Here is a 25,404-nt window from a genome sequence, read left to right as displayed (position 1 = left end):
GGAAAGCCATTTTTCATTTAATTACCTTCTACCCATTCTTCTCTTCCATTTTCAAAAGGAGATGATCGATTTTTTCCTCCATACGCTTCAGTCTGTCGTTTCTTCTCTTGAAAATGAAAAATAAAATAACGAGAATCGCCGGAATCGTCAGTAAAAAGACAAAAGCCATCAGCTGAAATAAAATATCGCCAGCATTAAATCCAGCCTGAGCCAGTATTAAGAAATTCATGAAGATTCCCCTTTCTGAGATGCCATTGTCAAATTATATAAATGCCTGAGGGATACAACGAGAGCAAAAACAGCCAGAGCATTAGTCACGGAAAAGAATTCTATACCCGTTATCATGTTTCTAATCATCAATAATATGGCTATTACAGAAATGATGATGGCCGAGTAAAAATCAAACCTGCCGCTATTTTCTTTCAAAACTACTCCCCCTTTTATGATAGTTTACGATTTTACTGAAGGGAAAGTTTCATGACCAGTTCTAAAAATGCCCGGCAAGCTGCAAAATCTTATTTACAAAACTACTATTTCAGGATCGGGGACTCTATTTGCAGGTTCAACGTTTCTAATTGCAGGTTTCCCCATCCTATTCGCAAAAACAGTCGATCTATTTGCAGGCTGCCCCTTCCTATTTGCAAACCACTCCCCAAAAAGAAAACCCGGCTCCTCTGAAAGGAATCCGGGTTTCTCCAAACCTATTTATTTATCTTTCTTCCCATTCCCTTTCCCAGGCTTTGCCGGGCCATCAGGGGTTTCATGATTCTGGGGTGGCTGCTCGCCTTTTTTCAGCTTATACAGTTCGACTGTTTTGGTCGTTTTATTTCCTGCCAGGTCCTCAGCTTCGAAAGTAAAGACATTTAAGCCTTCTTTCAATGAGAGTTTAATGTTATTGAATTCTTTTTCAATTCCCCTCATTGCATACGGTTCCTGGAATTCCTGGTAGAATAGCTCGCTGCCGTCCTGGTAGAAGCGAAGCTGGTCAAAGTTATCTGTCACGGTGATATTGATGACAGGGTCTTTTTTGTTGTGCTTAATGTACTTGCTTGAAGGAAGTCCATCGATTTCGACAGTTGGGCCAGTCGCATCGACGATGATTGTGCGCTTGAAGGAAATCGCATTATTCGCAGTATCCACCGCTTTCACTTCCAGGCTGTGAACGCCATCTTCAAACGTCATCGTTGTTTCAAATTCATATTCCCCTTTTGCTTCATTGTAAGTAGTCTCAATAGGAGTTCCGGCAATGGTGAATTCCTTCATGCCAGACTCTTCTTTGATCGTGCCGCTGACATTCAGTTCATTTGTGTTGTACACTTCAAGCGCTTCAGGCTCTACGAGGTACACGTATGGAACTGTCTTGTCATTGCTCACTTCTCCCACTTCTACAGTTGCTTCTGAAGAGTTTCCGGCAAAGTCATAGGCTACAACCTTAACATTTGTGCCAGCTTCTAATTCTTCCGGAAGTGTAAATTCTTCTGTATCGCCGCTTAGCGCTTCATCCAAAATAGACTCTTCATCTACGAAAATATCAATATACGAAATGCCCGAACCTTCAGGGTTATCAGCAGCTTCCAGCTTTAAGGCTGTGTTTCCTTTGATAAGTTCAGCCTGAACACTTGGCGCTGCCGTGTCCACTTTCACAGGGATTTTCACGGACTGCCATTCAGCCCCTGCATAGTCGATAACAGATTTGATCTCAAAATAGTACTGTCCATCCTGTGCAAGCTGATTGCTGATTTTTCCATCCCAGCCCCAATTCGGGTTAAGCGTATAGTTCGGACCAAGTCCTCCATCGTAATAATGCTTGCGAAGACTGTTTTCCGTGCGAAGCTTTCTTAGTGTTTTTCCATCTTCATCTGTAATCGCGAATTCTATCTGTTTAGCATTTCTCAGGAATGAAAGAACCGGGATCAATTGATCCTGAACTTTGTCTCCGTTCGGAGAAATGGCAATCGCGTCACCGCTGAATGTGTCATTTACCGGATCATATCCTAAATAAGAATAGCCCTCGGCCGTTTCAGAAACAGCTCCTGCCATTCCGTAGAATGAACTGTCATCATATTTCATGCCGTCAAGGATCGGAGCTTTATCCCAATCACCCTTGAAGCCTACATAAGGAACCGTTAATTCCGGGTTCACATCAGAAGAATCTGTCAAAGTGACATACCCTTCAACAAAGTATCCGTTCGGGAATACATCGTTAATGTTGACAGGTGTTTCCCAGTTTCCTGTTTTCGAAGGATCTACCACTTTTGCATTGCTGACATCCACACTTACTTTAAAGCTTACAGATCCATTCGCAGGAACGGTTACCTCTGCTGCATCCTGGCCATCCACTTTTACAGAAGCATCTAAAATCTTCTGAGCTTCAAGCTCATCTGCTGCCCAGCCCATCTCTCCATAGGCTGCAAAATCAGTCTGCAGATTTGCTGCCACATCATAATCCACATCTTCATCACTGAAGTTTTGTGCTTTTAACGTGAATTCAAACGTATTGCCAACCTCTTTTAAAGCCACTTTCCCTTCATTCGTTGAAGCCTCCGTTACGATAACAGGAGAAGATAATGCCGAATGAAGCTGCATGATGCCGGAACCCTGGCGGCGTGGAGAATAAGGGATATTCCATTCAAATGCACTGTTTACGGTTCCTTTATCCATGACCGGCGCCGCTGTATTCATCATCAGGTTCTTCGCAACGTTAACACGGTCAAAGCCGGTTACGCCAAATTCTGTATCCACTCGCTCAAGAACAAGTGCCGCACCCCCGGAAACATGAGGAGCTGCCATGGATGTACCGCTCATCATTCCGTACTGGTTATTCTCAAGAGTTGAGTAAATTTGTCCGCCCGGAGCTGTAATTTCAGGCTTAAAGTCCAGGTTAGGCGTTAATCCCCAAGAAGTGAAGGCGCTCATTTTGCCTGCTTCAGGGTTTGCTGATTTTGTCTTTTCCCCGTTAAAAGAAAGCGTGACTGTCTGGCCACCCTGTATCGCTGCTGCCAGCTTGTCTCCGTCTGTCTTCAGCATGAACAGCTGCGGGATTGTAATGGACGGATCGCTCGCCATGTTGACATATCCGTCAGCATTATTGTAAATTATGACCCCAAGGGCTCCAGCTGCCTGGGCATTAATGGCTTTATCAACAAATGCCAATTCCCCCCGCTGAATTAATGCATATTTTCCAGCAACACCGGACAGCTCTTCAGGCTTGCCCAATCCGCCGTAGGCCACTTCAAATGTTTTCGTCTCAACATCGTTCGGGTGTACATTTCCAGCTGACAAGAATGCAGCTTTTCCAGACTCTTCACCGAATTGGTAGTTGACTGCATCCAGATCCATGAAAGTATTCTCAATGGACGCTACCTGAAGAGAATCATAGGAAACACCAGGTGATCCGGAAACACCGATATCCGGGTTTTCACTGCTTGGATTTGCAAAACCATTTCCAAAGTGAGCAGAGTTCCCTGCAGAAATAGACATTAAAATACCATTTTCCACAGCTCTGGCAATTGCTTTTTGCTCAGCTGATTCAGGGCTGACAAACCCGGCTGTAGAACCAAGGCTCATGTTCAGCACGTCTGCACCAAGGATAATCGCATCATCAATCGCCTTTACATAAATATCACTGTATGTAGAAGGCATATTCGGATCATTTCCGAATACTTTAAGCGCAAGGATCTGGGCTTCAGGAGCTACCCCTTTAATGCCTCCATTCTCCTCATCGCCATTCGCTCCGACAGTACCGGCAACGTGCATTCCATGCATAGAGGCATCCGGACCGATATCGCCGATGGTGTCATTTTCATCCATATAGTTGTATCCATATGGCACTTTTTCAGAATAATATTTCCCAAGAAGGCCATTGTCTTTCTTAAATTTGGAGATTTCAGCCTTCGTTAATTCCTTTTCCGTTTCCTCTGCTAATACCATGTCGCGATGGGAAGGATCCATACCGGTATCGATGACACCAACTACCATTCCTTCACCTTTAAAGCCGTAATCACGCCATGCTTCCTGAGCTTGTACGAGCTCTTTGCTGTAAAGCATATCCGGTTTTTCCTGTGGCTTTTCGTACTCGTTCACCACTTGTACTTCGGCCACTTCCGGCATTTCTTTTACAAGCTCAATGTCTCCATACATCATCTCAGCACTGAAACCATTTACTATTGTAGTAAAGCTTTCACGCTCAATCATCTTAACTTTATTCTTTTTAGCGCGATCCTTTACCTTCTGCTGTTCAGACAGCTTTTCAGTTTTCAGCTTCTGCTTCGTTGCTTCCGGAAGTTCTTTATACTTCTTTTTCTGCTTTTGGGCATAAAGGACAGACGGCTCTGTCTTCATCTCCACTATGACCCTGACTATATCTGTTTTGCTGTACTGCTTGTCCAATTCACTTTTCTTTATTTCCTGGATGGTCTTGCGGTTTTCTTCTCCCTTGGTGCTCGGTGACTTTTCGGGTAAAACGGCCCCTGACACCGAACTGGAGAACATTAGCATGAACATTAATAAGGCCACTGCTGATCTTTTAAACCTCATCCCCTACCTCCTAGTTATATTATTCAGAATTTTTCTAATACACTATAAAGGTATCAAATCCAAATTTTTCATATAAGGATCAAAAGACCTAATTAATACTTCGACCAACGGTGAAAAAGTCCTATTTTTAACGAAAAATGCTGTTGAAAAATTTCATATTTTAACAGAATATGAGATTTAACGGGACAGGTGAACAGGTTCTTTGTCCCACTAAAGGATCCAGTCATGAACAAAGAAAAAAAGGCATAACCAGACAGCAGCCCTGCCTGACCATACCTCAGCCAGATTGATTCTAGTTCCGATATTCCGTTTCAATATCCGGTTTCGTCTGGCGGTCTTTGTCAGCTTTCAAAGGCATACAATATAATCTCAATCCCGCTATGTGTCTTACACCAATCATAAACGACCAGTACGCTCTTATCTGTCCTGTTTTCCACTTCAGCCTTAAATCCGTTTTTAATCTCCTCGATAATGATTCTCTTATCCTCATACTTTCCTGAGATTACTTGCCTTCGATCATCATAAACAATTGCATAGTCTAATAACTTGTTAGAAATATTCATTTACTCCCTCCTTTAAATATGGATATTTATGTTAAAATATAGTTTACAGCCTTTCTTTATTCTTTAATTCATCCAGAATCTCATGATTTAATTTTGTGATATATTCCTGCTCTTTCTTCATTTCATGCTGCCTATAGGCAACGAATATGAAAAAACGCACACACAGATTTTTATAGATTTGAAGGCGGTGAAAGTTTGACTAAATCGCAGCGATTTTTATTAACCCTATTAGCCATCATTTTGAGCTTTGCCCTATTTGTTGTTGGAATACTATTTGCTGAAAAAGTGCCTTTCCTGACTGTGCTGGGGATATTGGGGCTTAGCGGGGTTTATTACTTTGTTTTCCGTATTGTCAAAAGATCACCTAAGACAAAACATTAAAGATACCTATTCCAATAGAAAAAGGTGAAATTTATGAGGTCAAAATATACAGATATTATCACTACCAAGGAAGAATTTGCATCTTTTCGGGAAGAAATCGGCCAGCCCAGTGCGCGTGCCGCCAGCAAAGTCATTACTTTCATCGATGAGCATTGCAGTGATTTTATTTCCAAATCCCCTTTTTTAACCTTGTCCACTTCAGATTCTGACGGAAAATGTGATGTTTCTCCGAGGGGGGATTCCCCCGGATTTGTGACGGTTCTTGACGAGCAGCATCTTTTTATTCCGGAACGGCCGGGCAATCGAAGAATGGATTCCGCTCATAATATCATTGGAAATCCCAATATTGGACTCCTTTTTCTCATACCCGGGCTTGGAGAAACGCTAAGAATAAATGGCAAAGCTTATATTTGCCGTGACCCTGAGCTCTTAGAGAAGAGCAAGGTTAAAGGCCGAGCTCCTTTATTTGGAATTTTAGTAGAGGCAGAGGAATGCTTTATCCATTGTGCGAAAGCATTGATCCGATCGGGATTATGGAACGGGGAATCATGGCTTGCGAAAGAAGCCCTTCCTTCTGCCCCTGCAATGCTGGCAGCTCATGCAAAATTGCCGAATGATACATCCGAACAAGTGGCGAAGGACCTCAAGGATAGCTATAAAAATAGATTATATTAAGGCAGCCTCCAGAAAAGAGCGGCTGTCCTGGCACTTGGCGCTGCTGCTGCAATGAAATGACCTTTCCTGAAACGCAATGAGCCCCTATATCTAATAAAGCTAGTTTTATAGAAAAAGGAATTATATAATAGGAGAAAAATATTTTCATTGGAGAAAACTTATATGGGGCAAGAATTATGGATGTACATCCTCATTCTCACTTTTTCAGGGACACTCAGCTTATCGCTTTGTCTCTTTGCACATTTTAAACTAAGGAATGCACCGGGTGCCGGACCTTATAAGATCTTAACACTGCTGTCCGCAATTTTTGCCTTTTCTTATGCATTCGAACTGTCGGGCTCCACTTTAGCAGAAATTCAATTCTGGCTGGGCATTGAATATTTGTTCATGCCATTCATTCCTGTTTTCACTTTATTGATGTGTCTGGAATATGCCGGACACAAGCTGGGCAAGCGCCTGTATTTTTCCCTGTTCATCATCCCGATTTTAACCATCTTTATGCATCATACCAATAAGCTCCATCATTTCTACTACTCAGCAGTCAGGCTGAGAGAGAATACGCCATTTCCCGTGTTGGATCTGGAATATGGATTCTGGTTTTACGTGCACGCCATTTTCCTGTTCGTGTGCCTGATGTTCAGTATGATCATCCTGCTTCTGCGCTTAAGAAGACCCTTCTGGCGTTTCCGAATGCAAATCCTTTTGATGACCGCCGGACTGGCTGTTCCGATTGTCGCCAATCATTATTATCTGAATGACCTGAGTCCCTACGGCATTGATTTAGGCCCTGTATCCATGAGTATTTCCTTCATCCTGCATGGCATAGCGCTCTTCTCATTCCAGATGTTCAATCTCGCTCCAATAGCAAGGGACACGGTTTTTGAAAGCATGAAGGAGGGTGTCATCGTTCTCAATCAGAACGGGGCAATCGTGGATTATAACCAGGCGATGCTGCCTGTTATGCCTGATCTGAAGCAATCTGCCATCGGCAAGCATATTCATGATGTTCTGCATGGAAACAGCACGCTTAGAAAAGTTATCTGTTCTGGAAAGAATGGGGATTATGTATGGGAAAATGAGGGGGAGCAGGTCCATTTCCAAGTACAATTTTCACCCGTCTATTCCCTGAACAAAGACCCCATTGGACGAATTATCTCATTGGCTGATGTAACTGAAAAAGTAAATATGCAGAAAACCCTTAAACGTTTGGCCAGCATTGACAGCTTAACCCAGATTTATAATCGGGCCTATTTTTTAAGTGAGATGGAAAGCTCCCTGAGCACCCTATCTCCAGGTTCGGATGTTTCACTTATTATGTTTGATATTGACCACTTTAAACATGTCAATGATACATATGGCCACGAAGCTGGCGATCTCGTGCTGGTTCAGATTGCAGGCCTCGTGAAAAACAGCCTTCGAAAAAGGGATATCATCGGGAGATATGGCGGAGAAGAATTCATGATTTATTTGCCTGACACGCCTGCACACGATGCACACCTGCTGATCGAAGCGATCCGCCTGGATATTGCCGGGAGCCCGATCATTGTGGATGATAACAGAATTTCCATCACCTCAAGCTTCGGCCTGTCACATACAAACGTCTCAGCGGATAATCTGGATAATCCATCCAAAACCCTATTGAAGCACGCCGATCTCGCACTTTATGATGCAAAAAGGAATGGCAGAAACAATGTACAGCGTTATGGCGAAATACTTCATGCATGACCCTGATATCAGGAAAGGAGCTGAATGTTTTGTTTGTTAAGAAAAAGGCATCCACGGGAGAGAAACACGGTGTTTCCTACCTGAATGGCCAAATTAAGTTTCAGGGTGTTTCCTTAAATGTCTATAGCTATTTAACGGATGGAATCTTAATTGACACTGGCGCCCAGTCCTTACATACATTTTTCCAGCCATTTATGGATGAAGGCGATTTTGACCAGGTCATGATCACCCATTTTCATGAAGATCATACAGGCTGCGCGGCATATGCTGAAAAAACAAAGAAACTGCCTATCTTTTTAAACGAAAAATCTATCATTTCCTGTGCTAAAAGGGCAGATTACCCTTTATACAGGCAGCTCTTTTGGGGAAGAAGAAAGCCATTCAATGCCCAGGCCATGCCTGACTCATTTTCATCCCGTAAAGCACAGTGGGATGTCATCGACACCCCCGGCCACGCTTCCGATCATAAAGCCTTCTTAAACAGGGAAACAGGCCAGCTGTTTACTGGCGATTTATTCGTCAGCGAAAAGACCAAGGTCGTTTTAGCGGAAGAAAGCATACCGGAAATTATCCGATCACTTGAACGCGTTCTCACTTACGACTTTGAAGATGTATTCTGCAGCCATGCAGGCTATGTAGAAGATGGACGCGCAGCACTCAAGCGAAAGCGGGATTATCTGTTATCTATCCAGGATGACGTAGCCGACGCGATTCAGCAAAAGCTTTTTCCGAAAAGATATCCGATCGTCAAGTTTTCAGGCGGGGAATGGGATTCACGGCATATTGTCACATCAATACTGGAGGAAAGCAGCACACGACACCGTAAGTGAACTCGCCAGGGGGCGAGTTTCTTATTTGTTTGATCCACTGAGTCACACTTTTTCTTAATGAGGAACCTTTTCCACCAGTGTAATTTCTTCAACCCTCCACTTTTCCTCACTGTCATATTGTCCCGGCGCCTTGGCCATAACAAATTGGTAATCCTGTGTAACTTCTTCTGCTGTTTGATAGGTGAGGCGGATTTTATCTTGTTCGATTCTAAACTCTTTAAGATCAAGAACGGAATTGGGTATCCATTCAAACCCCTCACCATTGAATATAAACCCGCAATGGCACTTGCCGGATCTTTCTCCTGCATAGTATCCCAATCCATCTATTCTGGCTATAAACGCATTCGCCTCCTTAAATGATTGTGCTGCCTTGTAGGATTCAATCGTCTTTATCGCTGCTAAAAATTCCCTATATTCAATAGCAGACCTTAAAGATTCGATTTCCTTCTTCAATTCAGCAGTCTCCTTCCTTGCCACATCCAGCATTTTAGCATTATTTTCATATTCTTCTTCGAAACTTGCGGCTTTCTCAGCTAATCTATCTCTTTCTTTTCTCAGCTCCTCAGCCGCATTTGAATTATTTAAACCGTCCATGATAGCCAAAATGGCAATCATCAATAGAACGGCAAAAGCATAAGTTATGTAGTTTTTTTTCAATCAAATCCCTCCTATCCCAGCCAGAAATTCTGGCTTGCACCGCCATCCCGCATCATAACTATATTCCCAAATATCACCTAAAACACCATATAAATCCCCTGTTCACTTTATAAAAAAATAACTTTGACCTTTTTGTCCAAAGTTATTAGTATCTTACTCTATGAGGTACATATTGATTACTCGATATTATTTAGCCCTGCACATTCCCAAATCGCTTTGCCTTCTAGTGTGAAAAATCCGTTATCCATTGTTTTAGCGGAATGGATCATGGCTTCCGCCAATATTTCTGTCGGCAGAGGCTTTTGAGAACGAAGTATTCCAAATTTATTAAAAAACTGTATGGCTTTCAATCCGGCAACTTCCATTGTTCTATCACTATTTTTTCGTATCAATACAGGCGGCTTGAAGATTGATAGCTTTGGGAATCCTAAAGCCTTTACAGCCTCTTCTAACTGCCCCTTCATCCTTGTATAAAAAATGGGAGAATCAGGCGAGGAAGAACCTGATGATACTAATACATAATGACTCACATTATTTTCTCTGGCAGCTTCCGCAAACTGGTATTGATAATCGTAATCAATTTTCCATTGAGCTTCTTTACTTCCCGCAGCTTTTAGTGTAGTTCCCAAACAAGAAAACAAAACATCCCCCTTCACCAAATGCTTCCATTGTTCCGAGTTGTCAAAGTCAATCACATGCACCTTTAATTTTTCATGCTGGATATGAAGATCACGCCTGGCAAAAATATCAACCCGATGAAAAGAATCATCCTCCAGCAATATATCCAGCAAGTCCTTGCCAGTTGCTCCCGTTGCTCCTATTAATAATGCGTGCATTTTTTTCTCCTTATATTTTATATAGTCTATTTGAAATTATATACCACGTTCGTTCTTTATTTGTCATTATCTAAATCACGATCAAGAAATGAATCCCTTTTCTTATTAATCCCATACTTTGTTTCGATCAATTGACCCGCCACAGACTTGTTAATACCATCCCTGACTGCTGCGGAAATGACTATATACAGAATAAATATTCCAGCAATCCAAAGAATGATAGAAAATAAGAATGAACCCAAACCATTTATACCTCCTCCTGACTTTTAAGCAATTCGCTTTCAATCCGCTTTCTTTCCTTAAGTATGTAATGCTATTTATTTGACTTCCTTGTTCGATTACCCTGCCTCTATGTTCAAAAAGAAAAAAAGTTGCCAAGCAGTGGTCTGAACACGGTTTTTCGGTTTCACTTTGAATATAGTTAGGCTACACCTGAATAATAGCAGGAATGAAGGGTAATATACCTCTATATAACTTTAACGAGGTGATGGAATGTCTAATATGATAAATCAAGAAGAAATAGAAACATTAAGAGAGTTAATCAAAGACATAGACACGGCCATGCTGACAACGGTAACTGAAGAAGGGCTTGTGTCTCGGCCCATGAAAACACAAGAAGTAGAATTTGATGGTGACTTATGGTTTTTCACTAAAAAAGAGACTAATAAATATGATGAAATTTTACATGATCAAGATGTTAATGTAGCCTATGCGGGTAAATCCTATGTTTCCGTCCGTGGAAAAGCGGAAATAGTTGAAGATTTAGATAAGAAAAAAGAATTGTGGAGCAAAGCATATGAGGAAATTATGCAAACTTCTTATGATGATCCAAACGTTGTCCTGATAAAAATAAAAGCAGAAGCAGTCGAATATTGGGAAACCGGTAACTTTACGAAGAAAGTAGCCTTTCTCTTTAAACGCATGACAGGGCAAAGTTCTAAATCGACAGATGTAAATGAAACGGTTGAATTGAATAAATAACAGCAAAAATGGGTTGTCTAATTATAGGACAACTCATTTTTGTTGTGTAATTGCTGATCCATTTGTTTCTATATTAATCTCTGGGTTTTCTTTAGCTGATTTTTAATTTAGTACTTTTAAATACTGAAAAGTAGACTGCCTTTGTCATTCCTTATCAGACTAAGCCTAGCCCCATCTATTTAACAAGCACTATTTTCACTTGAAACCTTTCGCAATAGTTCATCTTGTAAAAAAGACCCCTGCTATGACGACCCAGGTTTAATTTAATAAAAGTATATAGAAGAATGAATTGGAATCAACGCCTCAGCATGTTTAATGCTTTCGTTTTAAGTTCCTAGGTGTTTACTAATTCCTCTGTAGTTAACCATAACACCTCAAAACAAGCTGCCTTGTTGGCAATTGCTCATAAATTTACTTTACATCTATTTCGCTAACCTGCCCTAATCTTGAATAAAAATGATTGGCTTAGCTGCTGAATATTTTTTCTTTTGATACTTTCGAAACCTCATTAATTATCTTACTTATTTTCCCAACTCCTTTGCAGTTTCCGGACGTAAATGATTTGTCCTATATGGTAGGCGTTATGAGTGGATAGATTCCCAAGTATTGCCCACCACTCTGCAGCTTCGGGGAAACCCTCAATTTCACTTTCCAGTTTTTCTTGGGAGAGCAGTTCCTGCCACTGCAAGAGTACCTCTAATAGCTGTTCTTTTAAGTCAGTAAACTTTGCATTTTCCGGAATTATAAAGCTTTCATTATTATCAGCTAGGGGTGGAACAGCATTTACGTGAGATTTTTGATACCTCTTTTGCCAGGTTTCATTCCAATAAAGCAGATGCTGAACAATTTCTGCGATGCTATTGCTCTCCTCATTGGGTTTCCAAAACGCATCTTCCTCTGATAAGTCTGCAACTGATTCTGAAAATGGAATGTACCAGCTAGGGTCATTTGCATTTGCTGACAATTGATCGGCCAAAACATCGATAGCATGAGACATATTCGCCACGCTCCCTTTGATTAGTTACTATTCAGCAATCTCTAAATCCAATTATTTTTTGCCTTTGCCGAATACCTTGTGTTTTTTGAATATCATTACCATAGTTTGTTTTCAGTTCCTGTTATCAATCTTTTGATATTTTGTCTATGCAAAATGATCACTAATACACTAATAAATAATGAAAGAGCAATAATGACTTTATCCTCAAATATAAGGCTGTAAATAAATATGGCTATTCCAGCTAACATTGAACTTAATGAAACATACTTAGATAGTATCAAAGTTAATAGAAATACAACAAAGCCAGTTAAAGTACCGAAGGGTGTCAAAAATAATAAGACACCGGTTGCTGTCGCAACAGCTTTCCCGCCTTTAAACCCTGCAAAAATAGGGAATACGTGGCCCAATATGGCCAATAAACCACAGATAATGGGATTAACCGCAGAATTAAGGATTTGAGGAAGTAAACAAGCAAATGTACCTTTTAATAAATCAGCAATTGCAACAATTAGTCCTGCTTTCTTTCCAAGAACCCTATAAACATTGGTTGCACCAAGGTTCCCGCTGCCGTAACCTCGAATATCGGTTTTATAGAAAAGTTTACCGATAACTAAAGCAAATGAAAATGAACCAATCAAATAACTTAAAAATAGAGTTAAAATATTGAGCATGCTATTCCTTTCTTACTTAGCTTATGTATATGGGTATTCCAGTTAATAGCCTTATTTTCCTTCCTTCATGTTCAACTATTTCTGCCCCTTTCGCACAAAAAGCTGTAACCGATCTGCTAAACCTTTATAGAGAAGCCAGCCCCCTAAAGCGTCTACTTTCATCTTAATAACTAAAACCCCTTATTCAGGAATCCCCTTATTACGAATATTCTTCCACACAAAGATTCATACTAATTTTGTACTTATTTTCATTGAAGGCAGTAACCATGACATAGTTATGATCATGCCAATAGCAATTGGCATAGCGATTCTAATTATGTTGAATGGAATCCGTATTGCCAATATTAAAGGTGAAGCAGAAATGAAAAAGCTTATACTAATATGCCTGTTCTTGCTGCTTTCGGGCTGTGTTGATAAAGAAATCATTGATGATATAAATATTGAAGTAGGTGTCGGCTACGATTTAGCAGAGGATGAGAAAGATAAGTTTAGAGGAACTGTATTATTCCAGGAATTCCAGCCAGATCAAAGTGTAATTAACAGAACATTTTCTGGAAATGGAAAACTTGGGCAGGACGTACGTCTCGATGTTTCTAAACAAACATCAGAACCAGTAGTCACAGGTGGATTAAAGCTGGCTATATTTGGACCTGAAATTTCCAAAAAAGGAATTTTCGACTTGATAGATTCTTTTCAGAGAGATGCAAGTATGGGGGCACGCGTATTTGTTGCAACCGCAGAGGGAAAATCAGAAGAATTGTTAAACGGCGATTATGGAACCAGGGGAAACGCTACGTATATCTCTAATTTGATTCAGCATAATATTGAACATCGCGATATTCCAATAACCAATTTACATATTTTTTCCCGTGATTACTATCAGGATGGTAAGGATCCCTTCTTGCCCCGACTAAAGAAAGCCGGGAATGATAAGGTGAAGATAACTGGAATTAGTCTTTTCCAAAAGGATAAAGAAGTGGCCATCCTCCCTGTGAAGGACATGTTCTTTTTTAAATTGCTGGTAGATAAATATAGCGAAGGAAACTTCGATGTTAAGTTAAAAAAAGAAGCATATGCTGCTGTAAAGAGCATTAAATCAAAGAATAAAACAAGGGTGACTAATAATCATGCCGCCATAACCATTAATCTTGAAGGTATTATTGATGAATATACGGGAGATATTTTAACCCCACAGATTGTTGGAGAGGTTGAAAAGAAACTGGAGAAAAAAATTGAAAAGGAATGCTTAAGATTATTACTGCAATTTCAGGATCTCGGAATAGATCCTGTTGGCCTCGGTCAAAAGAAAAAAAACCGGAATCGGAACTTTGACTTTAAAAAGTGGGAAGACGATTACAAAATGTTAAGCTTCGATGTTAAATGCAATGTAGTAATTGAAGAAACAGGCGTTCTTGAATAAGAGCGGACCATAAGTCTGTATTCCCAGCTTTCCAGGTTGAAAAAATGGTTTTTTAAAATAGATAGAAATAAAATTGAAATGGTCGAAAGAATGTTGTTGAAATACAATCTAACACTCTTTTTTATCGATCTGTTATTTAATCCATCCCCTCAACCTCTTTTAAATGACAACTTAATGGAAGGCGCTTCCTTTATTTCAGAAAAGCGCCTGATTGCTGACGTCTGTTACATGCCATACTCTTGCACCTGATTGTTTAAGTGTAATCTTTAAAACGCTGATTAACTAACGAGACAAATTTCTTCTTTTCTACTACGCTTTTTAAATTTAGACTTAGAACTAACTCTGCCAGGTTATCGTCAGTTTCAAAAATTCGTTGATTGTGCTGATAGCATTGCAGCATATTAGGATACTCTTCACCTAGTTTTTCCATTTTCGTTTGAATTTTATATTCCTTTGTCCCAAAGCCTAGTGATGAATAGAGTGTAAAAAATAAATCAATAACTAAATCAAAAATAATCAATCTTCATCAAATCCTAAATTAATCGGCTCTAATGGTAATTTATCCTGTGTAAGCATATTTGATGATGCAACGGATAAATCTGCTTCTTCAAACTTAAATCCATCAACCCAAACCTTGCCTGTTCCCGTTAATAGGATACCAAAGTGAATAGAAGCACTTTCTTTTGGAACATCTAATACAATCGAATAATAGTTCCAGTCCGTTGTACCGTGAATCGGACGATTATCCATATTATCAAACTGAATCACATCGCTTGAAGCATTATCTACTCGACACCAAACTCCACATTTTACGACTTCCTCTGTCTTTAAGAAACAAGACACTTTAATGCGTTTTCCTTTCCAGTTATTTGCTGAAAAGCTTTGCATCATTGTCCCGAAATGTTCTTCACCTGCATCCGTTTTTGAAGTCAGTAAACCTGATTTCGTACCCGTATGAAATACTTGTCCATCCGTTTTCATTTCATAAAAAGCTGGGTGATAACCACTCAAAATCCAGCCTTTGATTGCTTCAAAATCACTCATGTTTTTTTCCTCCATCCCTTGAAGAGTTCGCATTTGTTTGCGATATTTTCCAGGCGGCATATTATATAGCTCTTTAAAAGAACGTGTAAAAGCTTCTTGTGATTGAAAATGTAATTTAAACGCAATGTGAATAATCGATTCATCTGAATGTAATAAATACATTGCTGCTGTGGCCAGTCTTCGTTTTCGAATATATTCGCTTATCGTCAATCCAGTTTCCTGTTTGAAAATACGTGATAAATGGTATTTCGAATAACCAATTTGCGATGAATAATCATCTAAATGCCAATCATCTAATAAACTTTGTTCTAAAAAATAAATTACATCTTGAGTTACTTCGCTATACATATTGCTCACCTCACTTACTAATTTTAGAGGAATTATAAACGATTTTTTTGATATCATTTGCTATTTTTACTAATATTCTCATAATATCTAATCTCAAAGGCAGCTATGGTGTAAAATTAAATTCCTTATTCCACTAACCTGCTCATTTGTAAGAAAATAAAAAGCCGCCTAGTTTGGCAGCTGATCTTGAGCATATGGACCCGTTAGCTTAAGTACAAATCATCACAATCTGTGTTTTTCATTAAGATTCCTATTGTATTGCAGCAGTCAATGGGTGAAGCTGTTTTATCTCTTGTATTGATAGGTGTAAACTATAGTTTCCATGTTCGAGAAGTTTATTAAGAAAAAGATTTAATTGTTCTTGGGATTTAACTTTTATTTTTAAATGGTAACAGCCTTCTCCAGATACTCGGTGAGCTTCAACTACCTCTATTCGACCTTGAATAAAACGGATAAACGCATCATGATTAGCTGTTTTCATATGAACAATGACAAACGCTGTATAAGAAAGCCCTAGTTTCAGTTCATCGATTATAAGGGAGTAGGCTTTAATTACACCACTTTCCTCAAGCTTTTTAATACGATTCCCTACTGCCTGGCCAGTCATATGAATTTGTTCTCCTAAGTCCTTCCATTGAATACGTGAATTTTCAGTTAGTAACCGGAGGATCTGAAAATCAATTTGATCAATATCCATAATAAAATCCTTTCACCGTGAAATTATTTGATATAAAAGTCTTTCATCAAAGTATCGATAAAAATGAAGATATTATTTATCATTTTATTATACTGAATCTTTAAATGAGGTGGAAAAAATGAGCACAGCTTTAATCATTGTCGATATTCAAAATGACTATTTTCCTAATGGAAAGATGGAATTAATCAATCCTGAAAAAGCAGCCGCTAATGCTGCTAAAGTTCTCAATTGGTTTAGACAGAATAACAAAGATAATATTTTCCATGTGCAGCATATCGCAAGTGATCCAGGGTTAGGCTTCTTCCTTCCGAATACGGAGGGAGTTAAACTAAATGAAGCTGTTCTGCCATTAGAAAACGAAAGCATTATTATTAAAAATTTCGCTAACAGCTTTTTAAAGACACAATTAGAAAGCAAATTAAAAGAAAAAGGAATAACCAAGTTAGTGATCACAGGTATGATGACACATATGTGTATTGATGCAACAGTAAGAGCTGCTGTGGATCTAGGCTTTGAAACTACATTGATAGAAGATGCGTGTGCGACAAGAGACTTATCTTATCAAGACAAGGTCGTGCCAGCTGAACAGGTTCATTATGCGTTTATCAGCGCACTTAACGGTATGTATGCCAATGTAATTTCGACCGAGGATTTCCTGCAGCAGAACAACTAATTAAATTGAAATGGGAGTTTGTTTAAAAACAAATTCCCTTTTTGGCTGTTGTTTATAGAGTACAAACCTGCTCAGTTAATTGAATAATTTTTTCCTTTTTGATAGGTCTAATTATCAATCACCATTTCTCCTTCACCATTTGGTATTTCAAAACCATTAAGGTAAGAAGTTAAGATTTCTTCTGAAATAGGGAACGCGTTTGCATCAAATCGTTTGTTGCGTAACTTAAGCCGTTCACGTAAATCATTAGGCTGAACTTTTAAATAAATAAGTTTCCATTTACCCCCTGAATCCTCAATAAGTTTTTTATATTGGTACCTTCTTGCCCGATCCCAAAAACTGAAGTCGATTACCACCTGTTGTTTATCGTGTATTAACTTTATTAAACGATTGCGTAAATTTTTTTCTGCATCTTTCTTGTATTCCTCAATTTTTTCAATTGGGAAATCAATCCCATAACGACCATTAACAGCCCATATTTCTTCATCAATAGAAAGACGTACAAAACCTTCTTTTTCCAATTTTTTTGAGAAAGTAGTTTTCCCAGAACCAGCCACGCCACACATCATCACCACTAATGGGGTTAAATTATTTCGTTCACCATAAATCAAGTCAAAATTAAATTTTCCAAACACCTTTATATCCCCCATTCAATTAGGAATTCCTTCCTTACCTTTATGGTAAATGCCCCTTGCTATATTTAATGAATCGAATCAAGAACCAGCAGGATTATTTTTTAATCGTTCTCTTTTATCTTCAGGCGTTTCAGTAACAATAGTTTCTACAGTGAATATATTCTATATTTTATCGTCTATACCTTTTAAAGCTAACCTGCCCCTGTAGTTAAAAATAAAAAGCCGCCTAGTTTGGCTGCTGGATCTTAAATCGGTTATTATGTCTTTCTATATTGATTAAACCTACTTACAATAGTGGCTCTAGAGTTTAATTAAATAAAGTTTGTCTAGGTTCAGCCATTCCAAATTGTGCCCATTCTTCTTTTGAGGGACCATAAATCCCTGGAACACTAAGTCCTGCTTGTCTCATTAGTATAGTCATTTGTCCCCGGTGATGAGTTTGATGTTGGTTTAAAAATAACAACAGACTTCCCTTTGTCATTTTCATGCCAAAGAAATCAATTTGTTCCAACAGGGTCTCATCGGCCCATTGAGTTTCCAACGCCTCAATTAGGTTATTTGAAGCATTAGTATAGCTCTCAGCAATGAAATTAGCTGAAGATGGAACAGACCAGTCTTCACTAGGAGCTGCAAACCTTAAACCTGCCTGTGAACTAATCACTTTAATAGCAGTGACGGTATGCCACGCTATACGCCCTAAAGACCATTGATTTGAAGTGACTTCCTGCTTTAATGATTCATCTGTGAGATTCTTAAGAACCCTGCTTGTAGCCCCAGCCTCAAATTCCCAGGATTTAAAAAAATCGCTTAAGCTATGATACATTTTCAGACTCCTCTCAATTTATACTCATATTAACATTCTCTCTCATACTTAAATTACCTCCTCTTTTTTCATGGCTGCACCCCAGAAGTTTGGGATTTCCAATCATTAATTGCCTCGTATTTTTAATTAACTTAAAAAGTAAAGTACATAATTTTTATACCTGCTAATTAAACTAAGAAAAAAAGTGGTGAATCCGAATGGCTAATTCAAGAACTAACCGACTGCTTATTGGAAGTACAATTTTATCTAGTGCTCTTAGTATCACAATTATTGCTTTAACAATATATCACCATTTTACAATTCAAGATAAAATCGATGAACTGAAGAAGGCTTAGGAAACTAAGCCTTCTTTAACTACTTGCCCCTTTTTAACCAGCAGCAATCATAGTTAATCGGGATGTATTACGACGAAAAGGACGGGGATCGAGGGGAAAATGTAGTTAATCGAGAGGAATAACGACGAGAATAACATGGAGCCAGGGAAAATGGTAGTTAATCGGGATGTTTAACGACCAAAAGGACGAGGGTCAAAGGAAAATGGTAGTTAATCGAGAGGAATAACGACGAAAATGACATGGGTCCAGGGAAAATGGTAGTTAATCGGGATGTTTAACGACGAAAATAACATGGGTCCAGGGAAAATGGTTGTTAATCGGGAGGTTTAACGACCAAAAGGACGAAGGTCCAGGGAAAATGGTAGTTAATCGAGAGGTTTAACGACGAAAATAACATGGGTCCAGGGAAAATGGTTGTTAATCGGGATGTTTAACGACCAAAAGGACGAAGGTCAAAGGAAAATGGTAGTTAATCGAGAGGTTTAACGACCAAAAGGACGAGGGCCAAAGGAAAATGGTAGTTAATCGGGATGTTTAACGACGAAAATAACATGGGTCGAGGAAAAATGGTAGTTAATCGAGATGTTTAACGACGAAAATGACATGGAGCCAGGAAAAATGGTAGTTAATCGGGATGTTTAACGACCAAAATAACATGGGTCGAGGGAAAATGATAGTTAATCGGGAGGTTTAACGACCAAAAGGACGAGGGCCAAAGGAAAATGTAGTTAATCGAGAGGTTTAACGACGAAAATAACATGGGTCGAGGGAAAATGATAGTTAATCGGGAGGTTTAACGACCAAAAGGACGAAGGTCAAAGGAAAATGGTAGTTAATCGAAATGAATTACCAGATTGATTAGTAAAAGAACAAATTAAAACCCCGGATTTTTTCAATTGCTGTATTGACTCTGCAACATCGGAAAACAATTTAAAGTCTCCTGGATAAATAACACTGCCACTTCCACCGATAGTTCCATCCCTATCCATAAAAACTGCTTGTAAAAACATAAAATAATTCCTCCGAAATACCTGTAATTTTTAATAAATTATTCTGTATTAATTAAAGGAATTCCTGTATTTTGGAAAATACTGCTTTAACTAACCTGCATCGCCTGTTAAATAAGAAAAACGTCCTGCATTTGCGCAGGAACGTTTAAACAATTACTTTTCTGCTGAGATAATTAAGAACATAGGTCTACGGAGTTCATCTTTCATTTCAGGAATACTGATTAACATTTCCTCAGAGGGAATAGGTTCCTTAATTGTCCTTATATTAAATCCAGCATTAACTAAGGCATTGATATAAGTTGAAAATGTGCGATGGTATTTTATAACGTTTTCAGTTAGAAATGTTGTTTCACGTAATCCTTCCAATTGGTAATTGTCAACTGCCCAATGCAAACGATACCCTTTGTCATCATGATGCCAATCTTGTTCGTTCCGAGAAGTGAAGATTGGATGTTCAACTGAAAAGACAAAAGAACCTCCAGGCTTTAAACAATCATAGACCTTCTTACAAATTGCTTCAAAGGACTTAATATAATGAAAAGCCAATGAGCTGATGACAACATCAAATGGAGAGTCTGAAAAATCAATGTCTTCAATTGGCATTTTAATGTATGAAATGAAGGAATCATGAGTCATTTCACGAGCTTGGTCAAGCATTTTTTCAGATATATCTACTCCAATAACAGACCTTGCCTGCTGTTCACGAGCATAACGGCAATGCCAACCGAAACCGCATCCCAAATCTAGTACACTTTTGTTTCGGAGCTCGGGTAAAAGTTCTTTTAATACATGCCATTCTCCAGCAGCTTCAAGTCCTTTGACTGAACGTGCCATTTTTTTATATTCAGAAAAGAAATTCACATCATCATACTTGTTTTGCTTCAATTTATACAACTCCTAAAATATTCGTTAGCCTCCTAAAATTAAAACAGCATCTAATTCAGGAGGCTATCTTTCTCCTTCTAATCATTTCTTTCACCTCATTAAAAATTTCACCTAATATAACACAATGCTTCTTAAACAAACCTGCCCTGTTTATTTAAGAAAACAAGCGGCCCCGTATGCTGCTGAGCCTAGCCAAAACACCCTTTTGCAAAGAAAATCAAGTGACTATGATTGAATAGTGTAGGCAGAAGACGATTTAAGCAGACCTTCTACACCGTTTGGAAAGTAGGGCATTAATTTATTTGCCCTTTGTAAATCAACCCATTTTATTTCTGTGATTTCCTCTTCATATCTAAATTCACATTCTCCCTCCAATATATTTGCTTCAAATGTAATAAATAAAGCGTGATGACCTTTCTCCTGAAAAAATGCTTCATTAACTGCTAAAACATTTCCTGCCTTAATAGTTAGTCCTGTCTCCTCTTCGACTTCACGAACAACAGCTTGTTCTAAGCTTTCATTTTTTTCAACTGCACCACCAGGAAGTGACCAACCTTGTCCTTTATTATTAACCATTAAAATTTGTTCACTATCTTTGTTGTAAATTTAAGGGCGTAAACGACATCAACTCTTACCATATTATCCTCTTCACCTCTATCTATTGGTTTAGATAGCACTATTAGTAAAAACATATACCTTCTTAAACAAACCCCTTTTGCCTAATAAGAAAAACAGCGATATTCTAAATTGAACGATCGCTGTCCGGTCCAGGGCTTAATAATTAAATAATTCCATACTTTTTTAATACATAGCCAATTCCATCTTCACTTGATTGTTTAGTGACAAAATCGGCAGCCTTTTTCAAATTTTCGTTTCCATTCCTCATTGCTATATCTAACCCCGCCAATTCCAACATATCAATATCGTTTTCACCATCACAAAAACGATAGCTTCCGATTTATCGATTTCAAAGAAATCTAAAGTTTTCATAATAGCTAAAGACTTTGAAACATCCTCATGCAAAACATTTAACACATAAGGATGCCATCTTTTAAATGTTAGATGTGGAATCTTTAGTTCATACTTCTCAACTGTTTCATCATTTGCAAACAAACACAACAAGAATATATCTTCATCATGAAGTCTCGGGCATGAATAGGTAAAGTCCATAATCCTGCATCACGGAGGTGTGTCCCATTTGCCGTAACATGGTAGCTATATTGCCACGATGATAGGATCCGTGAGTAACAACATGCAGCACCGTTTCAGAAACAGAAGTTTCAAGTAATCCAGCATAGGGGTTATCAACCACTATCACCTTTTCAATATTTTCCTGGCTGTTCAAAAGTTCTTTGTAACGTTCAGATAACTCTAAAATGGTCTTTTTCATTTCTTCAATACTTTTTGTTTCTACCTGCTCTTTTAATTGTTCTGCATACGCCAATGCTTCTTTCATATTTTCTCCTGAGATAATATTGAACCATGTGTAATCTGTGGTATAAATGTGAGTCAGCACCTTTGATATTGAAGAAAAACCTGTTTGAATTTCCTTATGATAAATGTCTTGGGAAGTTCTTTTAAACGGTCAATTATAACTCCATTTGCCCATACGTGGTAATCGTACATTTTTAATACGGGATGCGTCATTTTAAACCCCTCCTTTTTTCGATCATGCTTTATTTTCAATTGATTTTCTAAGGTAAATTGCCTGATGTTTTTTAAACACCTTTATTAGTGAACAGTTTCTGTTTTTGTATTTCAATTATCTATGCTTTTCTCCTGCTAACCTGCCCTATGCTCAACAGAAAAAAACTCCTCGATTGCCAGTTGAATCTTTAGCACTTGTTCTTTAACCGTGCTTCTCCCTAAAAGCCTTTTTTACTCTTTCAATTTGACCGATATGTCCTTGTATATGGTTCGACTCGGAGTTCCAGTAATTCTTTGAATGTAAATCGCAAAGCATCAGCATACACTCCAACTCTTTCAAGTTGTTCAGCTTTCAAATTATGGAGGATAGGAAGCATACTGGAGAGAAGCATTTTAAACAGAAGAAGGTATTGTTCACGGTCTAATTGATCATAATTCAATGAATTCACCAAAGCGTCTTGGTCAGGCGATGTTAAAAGCGGTTCAGGTTCTGACATAACTTTTTTCAGTCTATGTGTAGACACCAATTCAGAATCTGTTATATGAATAATAATTTGGTGTATACTCCATTTATCCTTTCCTGGCTTGAACCTAATCTCTTCCCCAGACAACTCTCTAATGGATCCTCTTAACATCTTATGTCCTTAACTGTACTCTTCAATTAACTCCTCCATTTGTTCCTCCTTGATATAAATGTAATATAATTCATTTACTTTGTAAGTGATCCCATTTAATTGGTATTTCACTGCTTCAATGAATTTTCTCCAATTCTTCTTTACTTGTCTTATAGACTTCATCTTGTCTACAAAACCTATTTCATTGCCATCTAAATCTAGTGTTCCATTATTGCAAACATTGCTTCTCCTTCATGCTCAAAATGTATATATTTGGATTTCCCGGGGCCAGGAGTCTCCAACAGAAAAGCCTAAAACATCTTTATACCACTCCAAAGCTCTGCTTAACTCTTTAACATTTGCTCGAACATGTAATAGTCTTGTTTTCATTTTCGCTGCCTCCCTAACCACTATCAATATTAAAATGGTTATGTAGATTTAATTCATCAAATATATAGAAAATCCTTGTTCACCTATGTTTGTCCTGTAACATAAAATTTAGTTTAATTGTCTGCTTTCCCATTGTTTAATTCCATTACTGAATAAAAAAGGACCGGCTGCAATTACAGCCGGTCTTAAAAAAAGAAAGAATTTCTCCATATTTTCTACATAGATATTATTTTTGTAGCAACTGTTTGTTGAAATGCCTGATCATGCTCAACAATAACCATTTCTTTCTTAAGATGTTTTTTAGGCGCAAGGCGATGCTGACTCGAATGAATTAAATAAATTTTTTAATAAGCGCAATTTTTCACTGTTTGATAACTATGTGAAACTGGGTATCAATATAAATTTAAAGTATGTTGTATTTTCTGGAAATTAGATTTAGTCTATTAATATATAGTAAATCTTTAAAGAGGAGCTGTCAGGATGGAAAATTGGAATAAATTAATCGAAGATATCAAAGACCAATATTCCCCAGAGGAAGTAAGAAGAATATTGTACGTATACAGTGTTTATAAAATAATTGATGAAGAATCTAAGGACGTATTTGGAAAAAGGATTATGGAAAGTGTAGAGATGAAAAACTGAAAAGAATAATATAGGATTAACATAATAAAAGCCCGCTAGCTTATAAAACTTCTTTATAATTTTTTAGACTGCCTGAGAATAATAAATTCCACTTAAGAAAGTCCTTCTTATTGCTGGCAATGTTTTTTCTTATTAAAAATTCATTAGTCTCCTATTTTACTTAAACTTACTTTGATAAACAATTAATTTAACAGAAGACCTGAAACCGGTTCATTTCAGGTCTTGTAACATAACAAAATCATACAGATACACCTTTTTATTAAAAGTATTCAGCTCTGGAAAATGCTTTATCAGCATTTCTCCTGATTTCCTTCCTTCAGGAAGACTGTACTGCTCAATTTTAGCAGAGTTATCTTCATGATTAATAGAAAAAACATAAAGATTGCCGTCCCGATAAAAAGTTTCTAAGCTTCCTGCCATACTATCTTCCGATAGAGAAAAGACTTTAACGCTTTCTCCAGACCCTGTTTGAATTCGATATACATCACCAAAACCGTCTATAAAATAAAGATCTTCATTATGAAGAAAAACGCATCGTTTAAAGCTAAAAGGTGTCTGTTTATACAGGGTTTCCTCATCGTTGGAATAGGAAGCTACTTTTGTAAAGGTTTTCTCCCCTGTCTTTCGGTCAACTTTCACCATTTCAGTTATATTTCCTGTCTGTCTGATGAAATACAGATTTTTCTCATCTGCCTGTAGCTGGCCGAAAGTTGTACTATTCTCATTCTTTTTTATCTCAAAAAGTGTCTTTGGAGGCGTTTCTTCTCCAATTTTCACCTCGCTGATCTTATACGTTTTTTCATCTTCTGAAGATGAGAGTGTATAAAGAGTACCTTTATGCATAACAGATGCTTCTATAAAAAATGGAATAACACCTTTTTTAAACTCTCCATCCTCTTCCCAGTAATAATCAGAGCGGTATCCGCCTGACTCTTTATCATAACCGGAATTATAAAGAGCATAGAAACCATTCTTTTGGTCTAGATAGCCAATATGGTCTCCTGTATGCTGATATTCCTCTTTCCGAATCTTCCTAAAGCCATTAGCAATACTATAAAAATTCTCTTTGTCTTCTAGAAGGACTTTCCCATCTTTCACACCAATGCTACCCAGTTCAAGCCCCTTCATCTCAAAAGTATTTGGGGTTCCCATCTTATCGAAAAACACGGCAAAACTTTTCCCCTTGCCATCCATATCCTGATCAGCAGTAGTCGAGAAATACACAGCAGCTTTCTTATCTTCTAGAAAATCCTTCTGATCCATATCGTTTTCGCTTGTCTGCCCAAAAGAGTCAGAAAAAGCGAAGAACAAACCGATCAACAGCGTTAGTACAAAAAGGCACCCTGCAAGTACCATCCAACTTTTCCTCATAATAATCCCTTCTCACTT

The 25,404-nt window shown here is 38.2% G+C and carries 29 protein-coding genes and 4 pseudogenes; 8 read left to right on the top strand and 25 right to left on the bottom strand.

Annotated features, from left to right (window positions below; all coding sequences use genetic code 11):
* Positions 1-28: 28 nt before the first annotated feature.
* The 5 genes from A361_RS04270 to A361_RS04250 all read right to left on the bottom strand — a co-directional run bounded on the left by A361_RS04270 (position 29) and on the right by A361_RS04250 (position 5,099).
* Entirely contained in the window at positions 29-229 is a 201-nt protein-coding gene (locus A361_RS04270) for a hypothetical protein (RefSeq protein ID WP_019379430.1), read from the bottom strand.
* Entirely contained in the window at positions 226-426 is a 201-nt protein-coding gene (locus tag A361_RS04265; RefSeq protein WP_019379431.1) for a hypothetical protein, read from the bottom strand. The genes A361_RS04270 and A361_RS04265 overlap by 4 nt, the downstream gene beginning before the upstream one ends.
* Before the next feature lie 93 nt (positions 427-519).
* Entirely contained in the window at positions 520-699 is a 180-nt protein-coding gene (locus A361_RS30200) for a hypothetical protein (RefSeq protein WP_019379432.1), read from the bottom strand.
* A gap of 6 nt (positions 700-705) precedes the next feature.
* The gene (locus A361_RS04255; RefSeq protein WP_019379433.1) at positions 706-4,536 is read right to left on the bottom strand and encodes a S8 family serine peptidase; all 3,831 of its coding nucleotides are present in this window, start codon (positions 4,534-4,536) and stop codon (positions 706-708) included.
* A 341-nt stretch (positions 4,537-4,877) separates the two neighbouring features.
* Positions 4,878-5,099: a hypothetical protein gene (locus tag A361_RS04250; protein ID WP_019379434.1), complete on the bottom strand. Its 222-nt coding sequence runs from the start codon at positions 5,097-5,099 to the stop codon at positions 4,878-4,880.
* Between the two features lie 195 nt (positions 5,100-5,294).
* Here A361_RS04250 and A361_RS04245 point away from each other — a divergent pair, with 195 nt between their 5' ends.
* The 4 genes from A361_RS04245 to A361_RS04230 all read left to right on the top strand — a co-directional run bounded on the left by A361_RS04245 (position 5,295) and on the right by A361_RS04230 (position 8,710).
* Positions 5,295-5,480: a hypothetical protein gene (locus tag A361_RS04245; protein ID WP_019379435.1), complete on the top strand. Its 186-nt coding sequence runs from the start codon at positions 5,295-5,297 to the stop codon at positions 5,478-5,480.
* Between the two features lie 24 nt (positions 5,481-5,504).
* The gene (locus A361_RS04240; protein WP_420480831.1) at positions 5,505-6,155 is read left to right on the top strand and encodes a pyridoxamine 5'-phosphate oxidase family protein; all 651 of its coding nucleotides are present in this window, start codon (positions 5,505-5,507) and stop codon (positions 6,153-6,155) included.
* A 162-nt stretch (positions 6,156-6,317) separates the two neighbouring features.
* Entirely contained in the window at positions 6,318-7,880 is a 1,563-nt protein-coding gene (locus A361_RS04235) for a histidine kinase N-terminal 7TM domain-containing protein (RefSeq protein ID WP_019379437.1), read from the top strand.
* A complete protein-coding gene (locus tag A361_RS04230; protein WP_019379438.1) occupies positions 7,877-8,710 on the top strand; it encodes an MBL fold metallo-hydrolase in 834 nt (277 codons plus the stop codon). Before A361_RS04235 ends, A361_RS04230 begins: the two co-directional genes overlap by 4 nt.
* A gap of 54 nt (positions 8,711-8,764) precedes the next feature.
* Here the strand turns inward: A361_RS04230 and A361_RS04225 are convergent, their stop codons facing one another.
* The 3 genes from A361_RS04225 to A361_RS04215 all read right to left on the bottom strand — a co-directional run bounded on the left by A361_RS04225 (position 8,765) and on the right by A361_RS04215 (position 10,445).
* Positions 8,765-9,367: a hypothetical protein gene (locus A361_RS04225; RefSeq protein WP_019379439.1), complete on the bottom strand. Its 603-nt coding sequence runs from the start codon at positions 9,365-9,367 to the stop codon at positions 8,765-8,767.
* A 176-nt stretch (positions 9,368-9,543) separates the two neighbouring features.
* A complete protein-coding gene (locus tag A361_RS04220) occupies positions 9,544-10,203 on the bottom strand; it encodes an NAD(P)H-binding protein (RefSeq protein WP_019379440.1) in 660 nt (219 codons plus the stop codon).
* A 56-nt stretch (positions 10,204-10,259) separates the two neighbouring features.
* Complete coding sequence (locus A361_RS04215; RefSeq protein ID WP_019379441.1) at positions 10,260-10,445, bottom strand: hypothetical protein; 186 nt, start codon at positions 10,443-10,445, stop codon at positions 10,260-10,262.
* Positions 10,446-10,695: 250 nt separating this feature from the next.
* On the opposite strand from A361_RS04215, the gene A361_RS04210 reads away from it, so the two are divergent.
* Complete coding sequence (locus A361_RS04210) at positions 10,696-11,184, top strand: pyridoxamine 5'-phosphate oxidase family protein (protein WP_019379442.1); 489 nt, start codon at positions 10,696-10,698, stop codon at positions 11,182-11,184.
* A 517-nt stretch (positions 11,185-11,701) separates the two neighbouring features.
* Here A361_RS04210 and A361_RS04205 read toward each other — a convergent pair.
* Together A361_RS04205 and plsY are read right to left on the bottom strand one after the other, a co-directional pair.
* A complete protein-coding gene (locus A361_RS04205; protein WP_019379443.1) occupies positions 11,702-12,181 on the bottom strand; it encodes a DinB family protein in 480 nt (159 codons plus the stop codon).
* A gap of 95 nt (positions 12,182-12,276) precedes the next feature.
* Positions 12,277-12,852: a glycerol-3-phosphate 1-O-acyltransferase PlsY gene (gene plsY / locus A361_RS04200; RefSeq protein WP_019379444.1), complete on the bottom strand. Its 576-nt coding sequence runs from the start codon at positions 12,850-12,852 to the stop codon at positions 12,277-12,279.
* 283 nt (positions 12,853-13,135) lie between these two features.
* Here plsY and A361_RS04195 point away from each other — a divergent pair, with 283 nt between their 5' ends.
* Positions 13,136-14,272: a Ger(x)C family spore germination protein gene (locus A361_RS04195; RefSeq protein ID WP_236887984.1), complete on the top strand. Its 1,137-nt coding sequence runs from the start codon at positions 13,136-13,138 to the stop codon at positions 14,270-14,272.
* Between the two features lie 253 nt (positions 14,273-14,525).
* On the opposite strand, the gene A361_RS04190 is transcribed toward A361_RS04195, so the two are convergent.
* The 3 genes from A361_RS04190 to A361_RS04180 form a co-directional block, all read right to left on the bottom strand.
* Positions 14,526-14,792: a hypothetical protein gene (locus A361_RS04190; protein WP_019379445.1), complete on the bottom strand. Its 267-nt coding sequence runs from the start codon at positions 14,790-14,792 to the stop codon at positions 14,526-14,528.
* Positions 14,789-15,664, bottom strand: coding sequence for a helix-turn-helix transcriptional regulator (locus tag A361_RS04185; RefSeq protein WP_019379446.1), 876 nt, complete (start codon positions 15,662-15,664; stop codon positions 14,789-14,791). Before A361_RS04185 ends, A361_RS04190 begins: the two co-directional genes overlap by 4 nt.
* A gap of 250 nt (positions 15,665-15,914) precedes the next feature.
* Positions 15,915-16,361: an Lrp/AsnC family transcriptional regulator gene (locus A361_RS04180; RefSeq protein WP_019379447.1), complete on the bottom strand. Its 447-nt coding sequence runs from the start codon at positions 16,359-16,361 to the stop codon at positions 15,915-15,917.
* 118 nt (positions 16,362-16,479) lie between these two features.
* On the opposite strand from A361_RS04180, the gene A361_RS04175 reads away from it, so the two are divergent.
* Entirely contained in the window at positions 16,480-17,034 is a 555-nt protein-coding gene (locus A361_RS04175) for a cysteine hydrolase family protein (protein WP_019379448.1), read from the top strand.
* 107 nt (positions 17,035-17,141) lie between these two features.
* Here A361_RS04175 and A361_RS04170 read toward each other — a convergent pair whose 3' ends face one another.
* The 11 genes and pseudogenes from A361_RS04170 to A361_RS31440 form a co-directional block, all read right to left on the bottom strand.
* Positions 17,142-17,669, bottom strand: a complete 528-nt coding sequence (locus tag A361_RS04170) for an AAA family ATPase (RefSeq protein WP_019379449.1) — start codon at positions 17,667-17,669, stop codon at positions 17,142-17,144.
* A gap of 307 nt (positions 17,670-17,976) precedes the next feature.
* Positions 17,977-18,492: a DinB family protein gene (locus A361_RS04165; protein ID WP_019379450.1), complete on the bottom strand. Its 516-nt coding sequence runs from the start codon at positions 18,490-18,492 to the stop codon at positions 17,977-17,979.
* Between the two features lie 1,150 nt (positions 18,493-19,642).
* Positions 19,643-19,837 carry a hypothetical protein gene (locus A361_RS04160; protein ID WP_019379451.1) on the bottom strand — a complete coding sequence of 65 codons (195 nt, stop codon included), beginning with the start codon at positions 19,835-19,837 and terminating at the stop codon, positions 19,643-19,645.
* A 153-nt stretch (positions 19,838-19,990) separates the two neighbouring features.
* Complete coding sequence (locus A361_RS04155) at positions 19,991-20,722, bottom strand: class I SAM-dependent methyltransferase (RefSeq protein WP_019379452.1); 732 nt, start codon at positions 20,720-20,722, stop codon at positions 19,991-19,993.
* A 225-nt stretch (positions 20,723-20,947) separates the two neighbouring features.
* A pseudogene (locus tag A361_RS04150) lies at positions 20,948-21,360 on the bottom strand (NUDIX hydrolase).
* Positions 21,361-21,503: 143 nt separating this feature from the next.
* Positions 21,504-21,844, bottom strand: a pseudogene (locus A361_RS04145) (HAD hydrolase family protein); the annotation flags it as partial.
* 13 nt (positions 21,845-21,857) lie between these two features.
* Positions 21,858-22,369 (bottom strand): annotated as a pseudogene (locus tag A361_RS04140) (DinB family protein).
* A 239-nt stretch (positions 22,370-22,608) separates the two neighbouring features.
* On the bottom strand, positions 22,609-23,004 hold the full coding sequence (locus tag A361_RS04135) for a DinB family protein (protein ID WP_306576524.1): 396 nt from the start codon (positions 23,002-23,004) through the stop codon (positions 22,609-22,611).
* Between the two features lie 9 nt (positions 23,005-23,013).
* Complete coding sequence (locus A361_RS30780) at positions 23,014-23,166, bottom strand: hypothetical protein (RefSeq protein ID WP_019379455.1); 153 nt, start codon at positions 23,164-23,166, stop codon at positions 23,014-23,016.
* Positions 23,167-23,241: 75 nt separating this feature from the next.
* Complete coding sequence (locus tag A361_RS29260) at positions 23,242-23,373, bottom strand: VOC family protein (RefSeq protein WP_019379456.1); 132 nt, start codon at positions 23,371-23,373, stop codon at positions 23,242-23,244.
* Between the two features lie 215 nt (positions 23,374-23,588).
* Positions 23,589-23,654, bottom strand: a pseudogene (locus tag A361_RS31440) (ABC transporter ATP-binding protein); the annotation flags it as partial.
* Between the two features lie 199 nt (positions 23,655-23,853).
* On the opposite strand from A361_RS31440, the gene A361_RS29830 reads away from it, so the two are divergent.
* Complete coding sequence (locus A361_RS29830) at positions 23,854-24,015, top strand: hypothetical protein (protein ID WP_019379457.1); 162 nt, start codon at positions 23,854-23,856, stop codon at positions 24,013-24,015.
* 210 nt (positions 24,016-24,225) lie between these two features.
* Here A361_RS29830 and A361_RS04130 read toward each other — a convergent pair whose 3' ends face one another.
* Positions 24,226-25,386, bottom strand: coding sequence for a hypothetical protein (locus A361_RS04130; RefSeq protein WP_019379458.1), 1,161 nt, complete (start codon positions 25,384-25,386; stop codon positions 24,226-24,228).
* Positions 25,387-25,404: the final 18 nt, after the last annotated feature.

This window comes from Cytobacillus oceanisediminis 2691 (genome assembly GCF_000294775.2).
In the GTDB taxonomy this organism is placed as follows: domain Bacteria; phylum Bacillota; class Bacilli; order Bacillales; family Cytobacillaceae; genus Cytobacillus; species Cytobacillus pseudoceanisediminis.
This window is presented reverse-complemented; position numbering and strand designations above follow the sequence as displayed.

Excerpts from the sequence above, each read along its gene's own strand:
- A361_RS04160 (WP_019379451.1), bottom strand. The coding sequence starts at position 19,837 with ATGTTTTTACAAGCAGTTTTTATGGATAGGGATGGAACTATCGGTGGA.
- A361_RS04205 (WP_019379443.1), bottom strand. The coding sequence starts at position 12,181 with ATGTCTCATGCTATCGATGTTTTGGCCGATCAATTGTCAGCAAATGCA.
- A361_RS04175 (WP_019379448.1), top strand. The coding sequence starts at position 16,480 with ATGAGCACAGCTTTAATCATTGTCGATATTCAAAATGACTATTTTCCT.
- A361_RS04210 (WP_019379442.1), top strand. The coding sequence starts at position 10,696 with ATGTCTAATATGATAAATCAAGAAGAAATAGAAACATTAAGAGAGTTA.
- A361_RS04230 (WP_019379438.1), top strand. The coding sequence starts at position 7,877 with ATGACCCTGATATCAGGAAAGGAGCTGAATGTTTTGTTTGTTAAGAAA.
- A361_RS04185 (WP_019379446.1), bottom strand. The coding sequence starts at position 15,664 with ATGTATAGCGAAGTAACTCAAGATGTAATTTATTTTTTAGAACAAAGT.
- A361_RS04235 (WP_019379437.1), top strand. The coding sequence starts at position 6,318 with ATGGGGCAAGAATTATGGATGTACATCCTCATTCTCACTTTTTCAGGG.
- A361_RS04250 (WP_019379434.1), bottom strand. The coding sequence starts at position 5,099 with ATGAATATTTCTAACAAGTTATTAGACTATGCAATTGTTTATGATGAT.
- A361_RS04220 (WP_019379440.1), bottom strand. The coding sequence starts at position 10,203 with ATGCACGCATTATTAATAGGAGCAACGGGAGCAACTGGCAAGGACTTG.
- A361_RS04255 (WP_019379433.1), bottom strand. The coding sequence starts at position 4,536 with ATGAGGTTTAAAAGATCAGCAGTGGCCTTATTAATGTTCATGCTAATG.
- A361_RS04180 (WP_019379447.1), bottom strand. The coding sequence starts at position 16,361 with ATGGATATTGATCAAATTGATTTTCAGATCCTCCGGTTACTAACTGAA.
- A361_RS04195 (WP_236887984.1), top strand. The coding sequence starts at position 13,136 with ATGCCAATAGCAATTGGCATAGCGATTCTAATTATGTTGAATGGAATC.
- A361_RS04130 (WP_019379458.1), bottom strand. The coding sequence starts at position 25,386 with ATGAGGAAAAGTTGGATGGTACTTGCAGGGTGCCTTTTTGTACTAACG.
- A361_RS04165 (WP_019379450.1), bottom strand. The coding sequence starts at position 18,492 with ATGTATCATAGCTTAAGCGATTTTTTTAAATCCTGGGAATTTGAGGCT.
- plsY (WP_019379444.1), bottom strand. The coding sequence starts at position 12,852 with ATGCTCAATATTTTAACTCTATTTTTAAGTTATTTGATTGGTTCATTT.
- A361_RS29260 (WP_019379456.1), bottom strand. The coding sequence starts at position 23,373 with ATGAAAACAAGACTATTACATGTTCGAGCAAATGTTAAAGAGTTAAGC.
- A361_RS29830 (WP_019379457.1), top strand. The coding sequence starts at position 23,854 with ATGGAAAATTGGAATAAATTAATCGAAGATATCAAAGACCAATATTCC.
- A361_RS04135 (WP_306576524.1), bottom strand. The coding sequence starts at position 23,004 with ATGTTAAGAGGATCCATTAGAGAGTTGTCTGGGGAAGAGATTAGGTTC.
- A361_RS30780 (WP_019379455.1), bottom strand. The coding sequence starts at position 23,166 with ATGAAGTCTATAAGACAAGTAAAGAAGAATTGGAGAAAATTCATTGAA.
- A361_RS04270 (WP_019379430.1), bottom strand. The coding sequence starts at position 229 with ATGAATTTCTTAATACTGGCTCAGGCTGGATTTAATGCTGGCGATATT.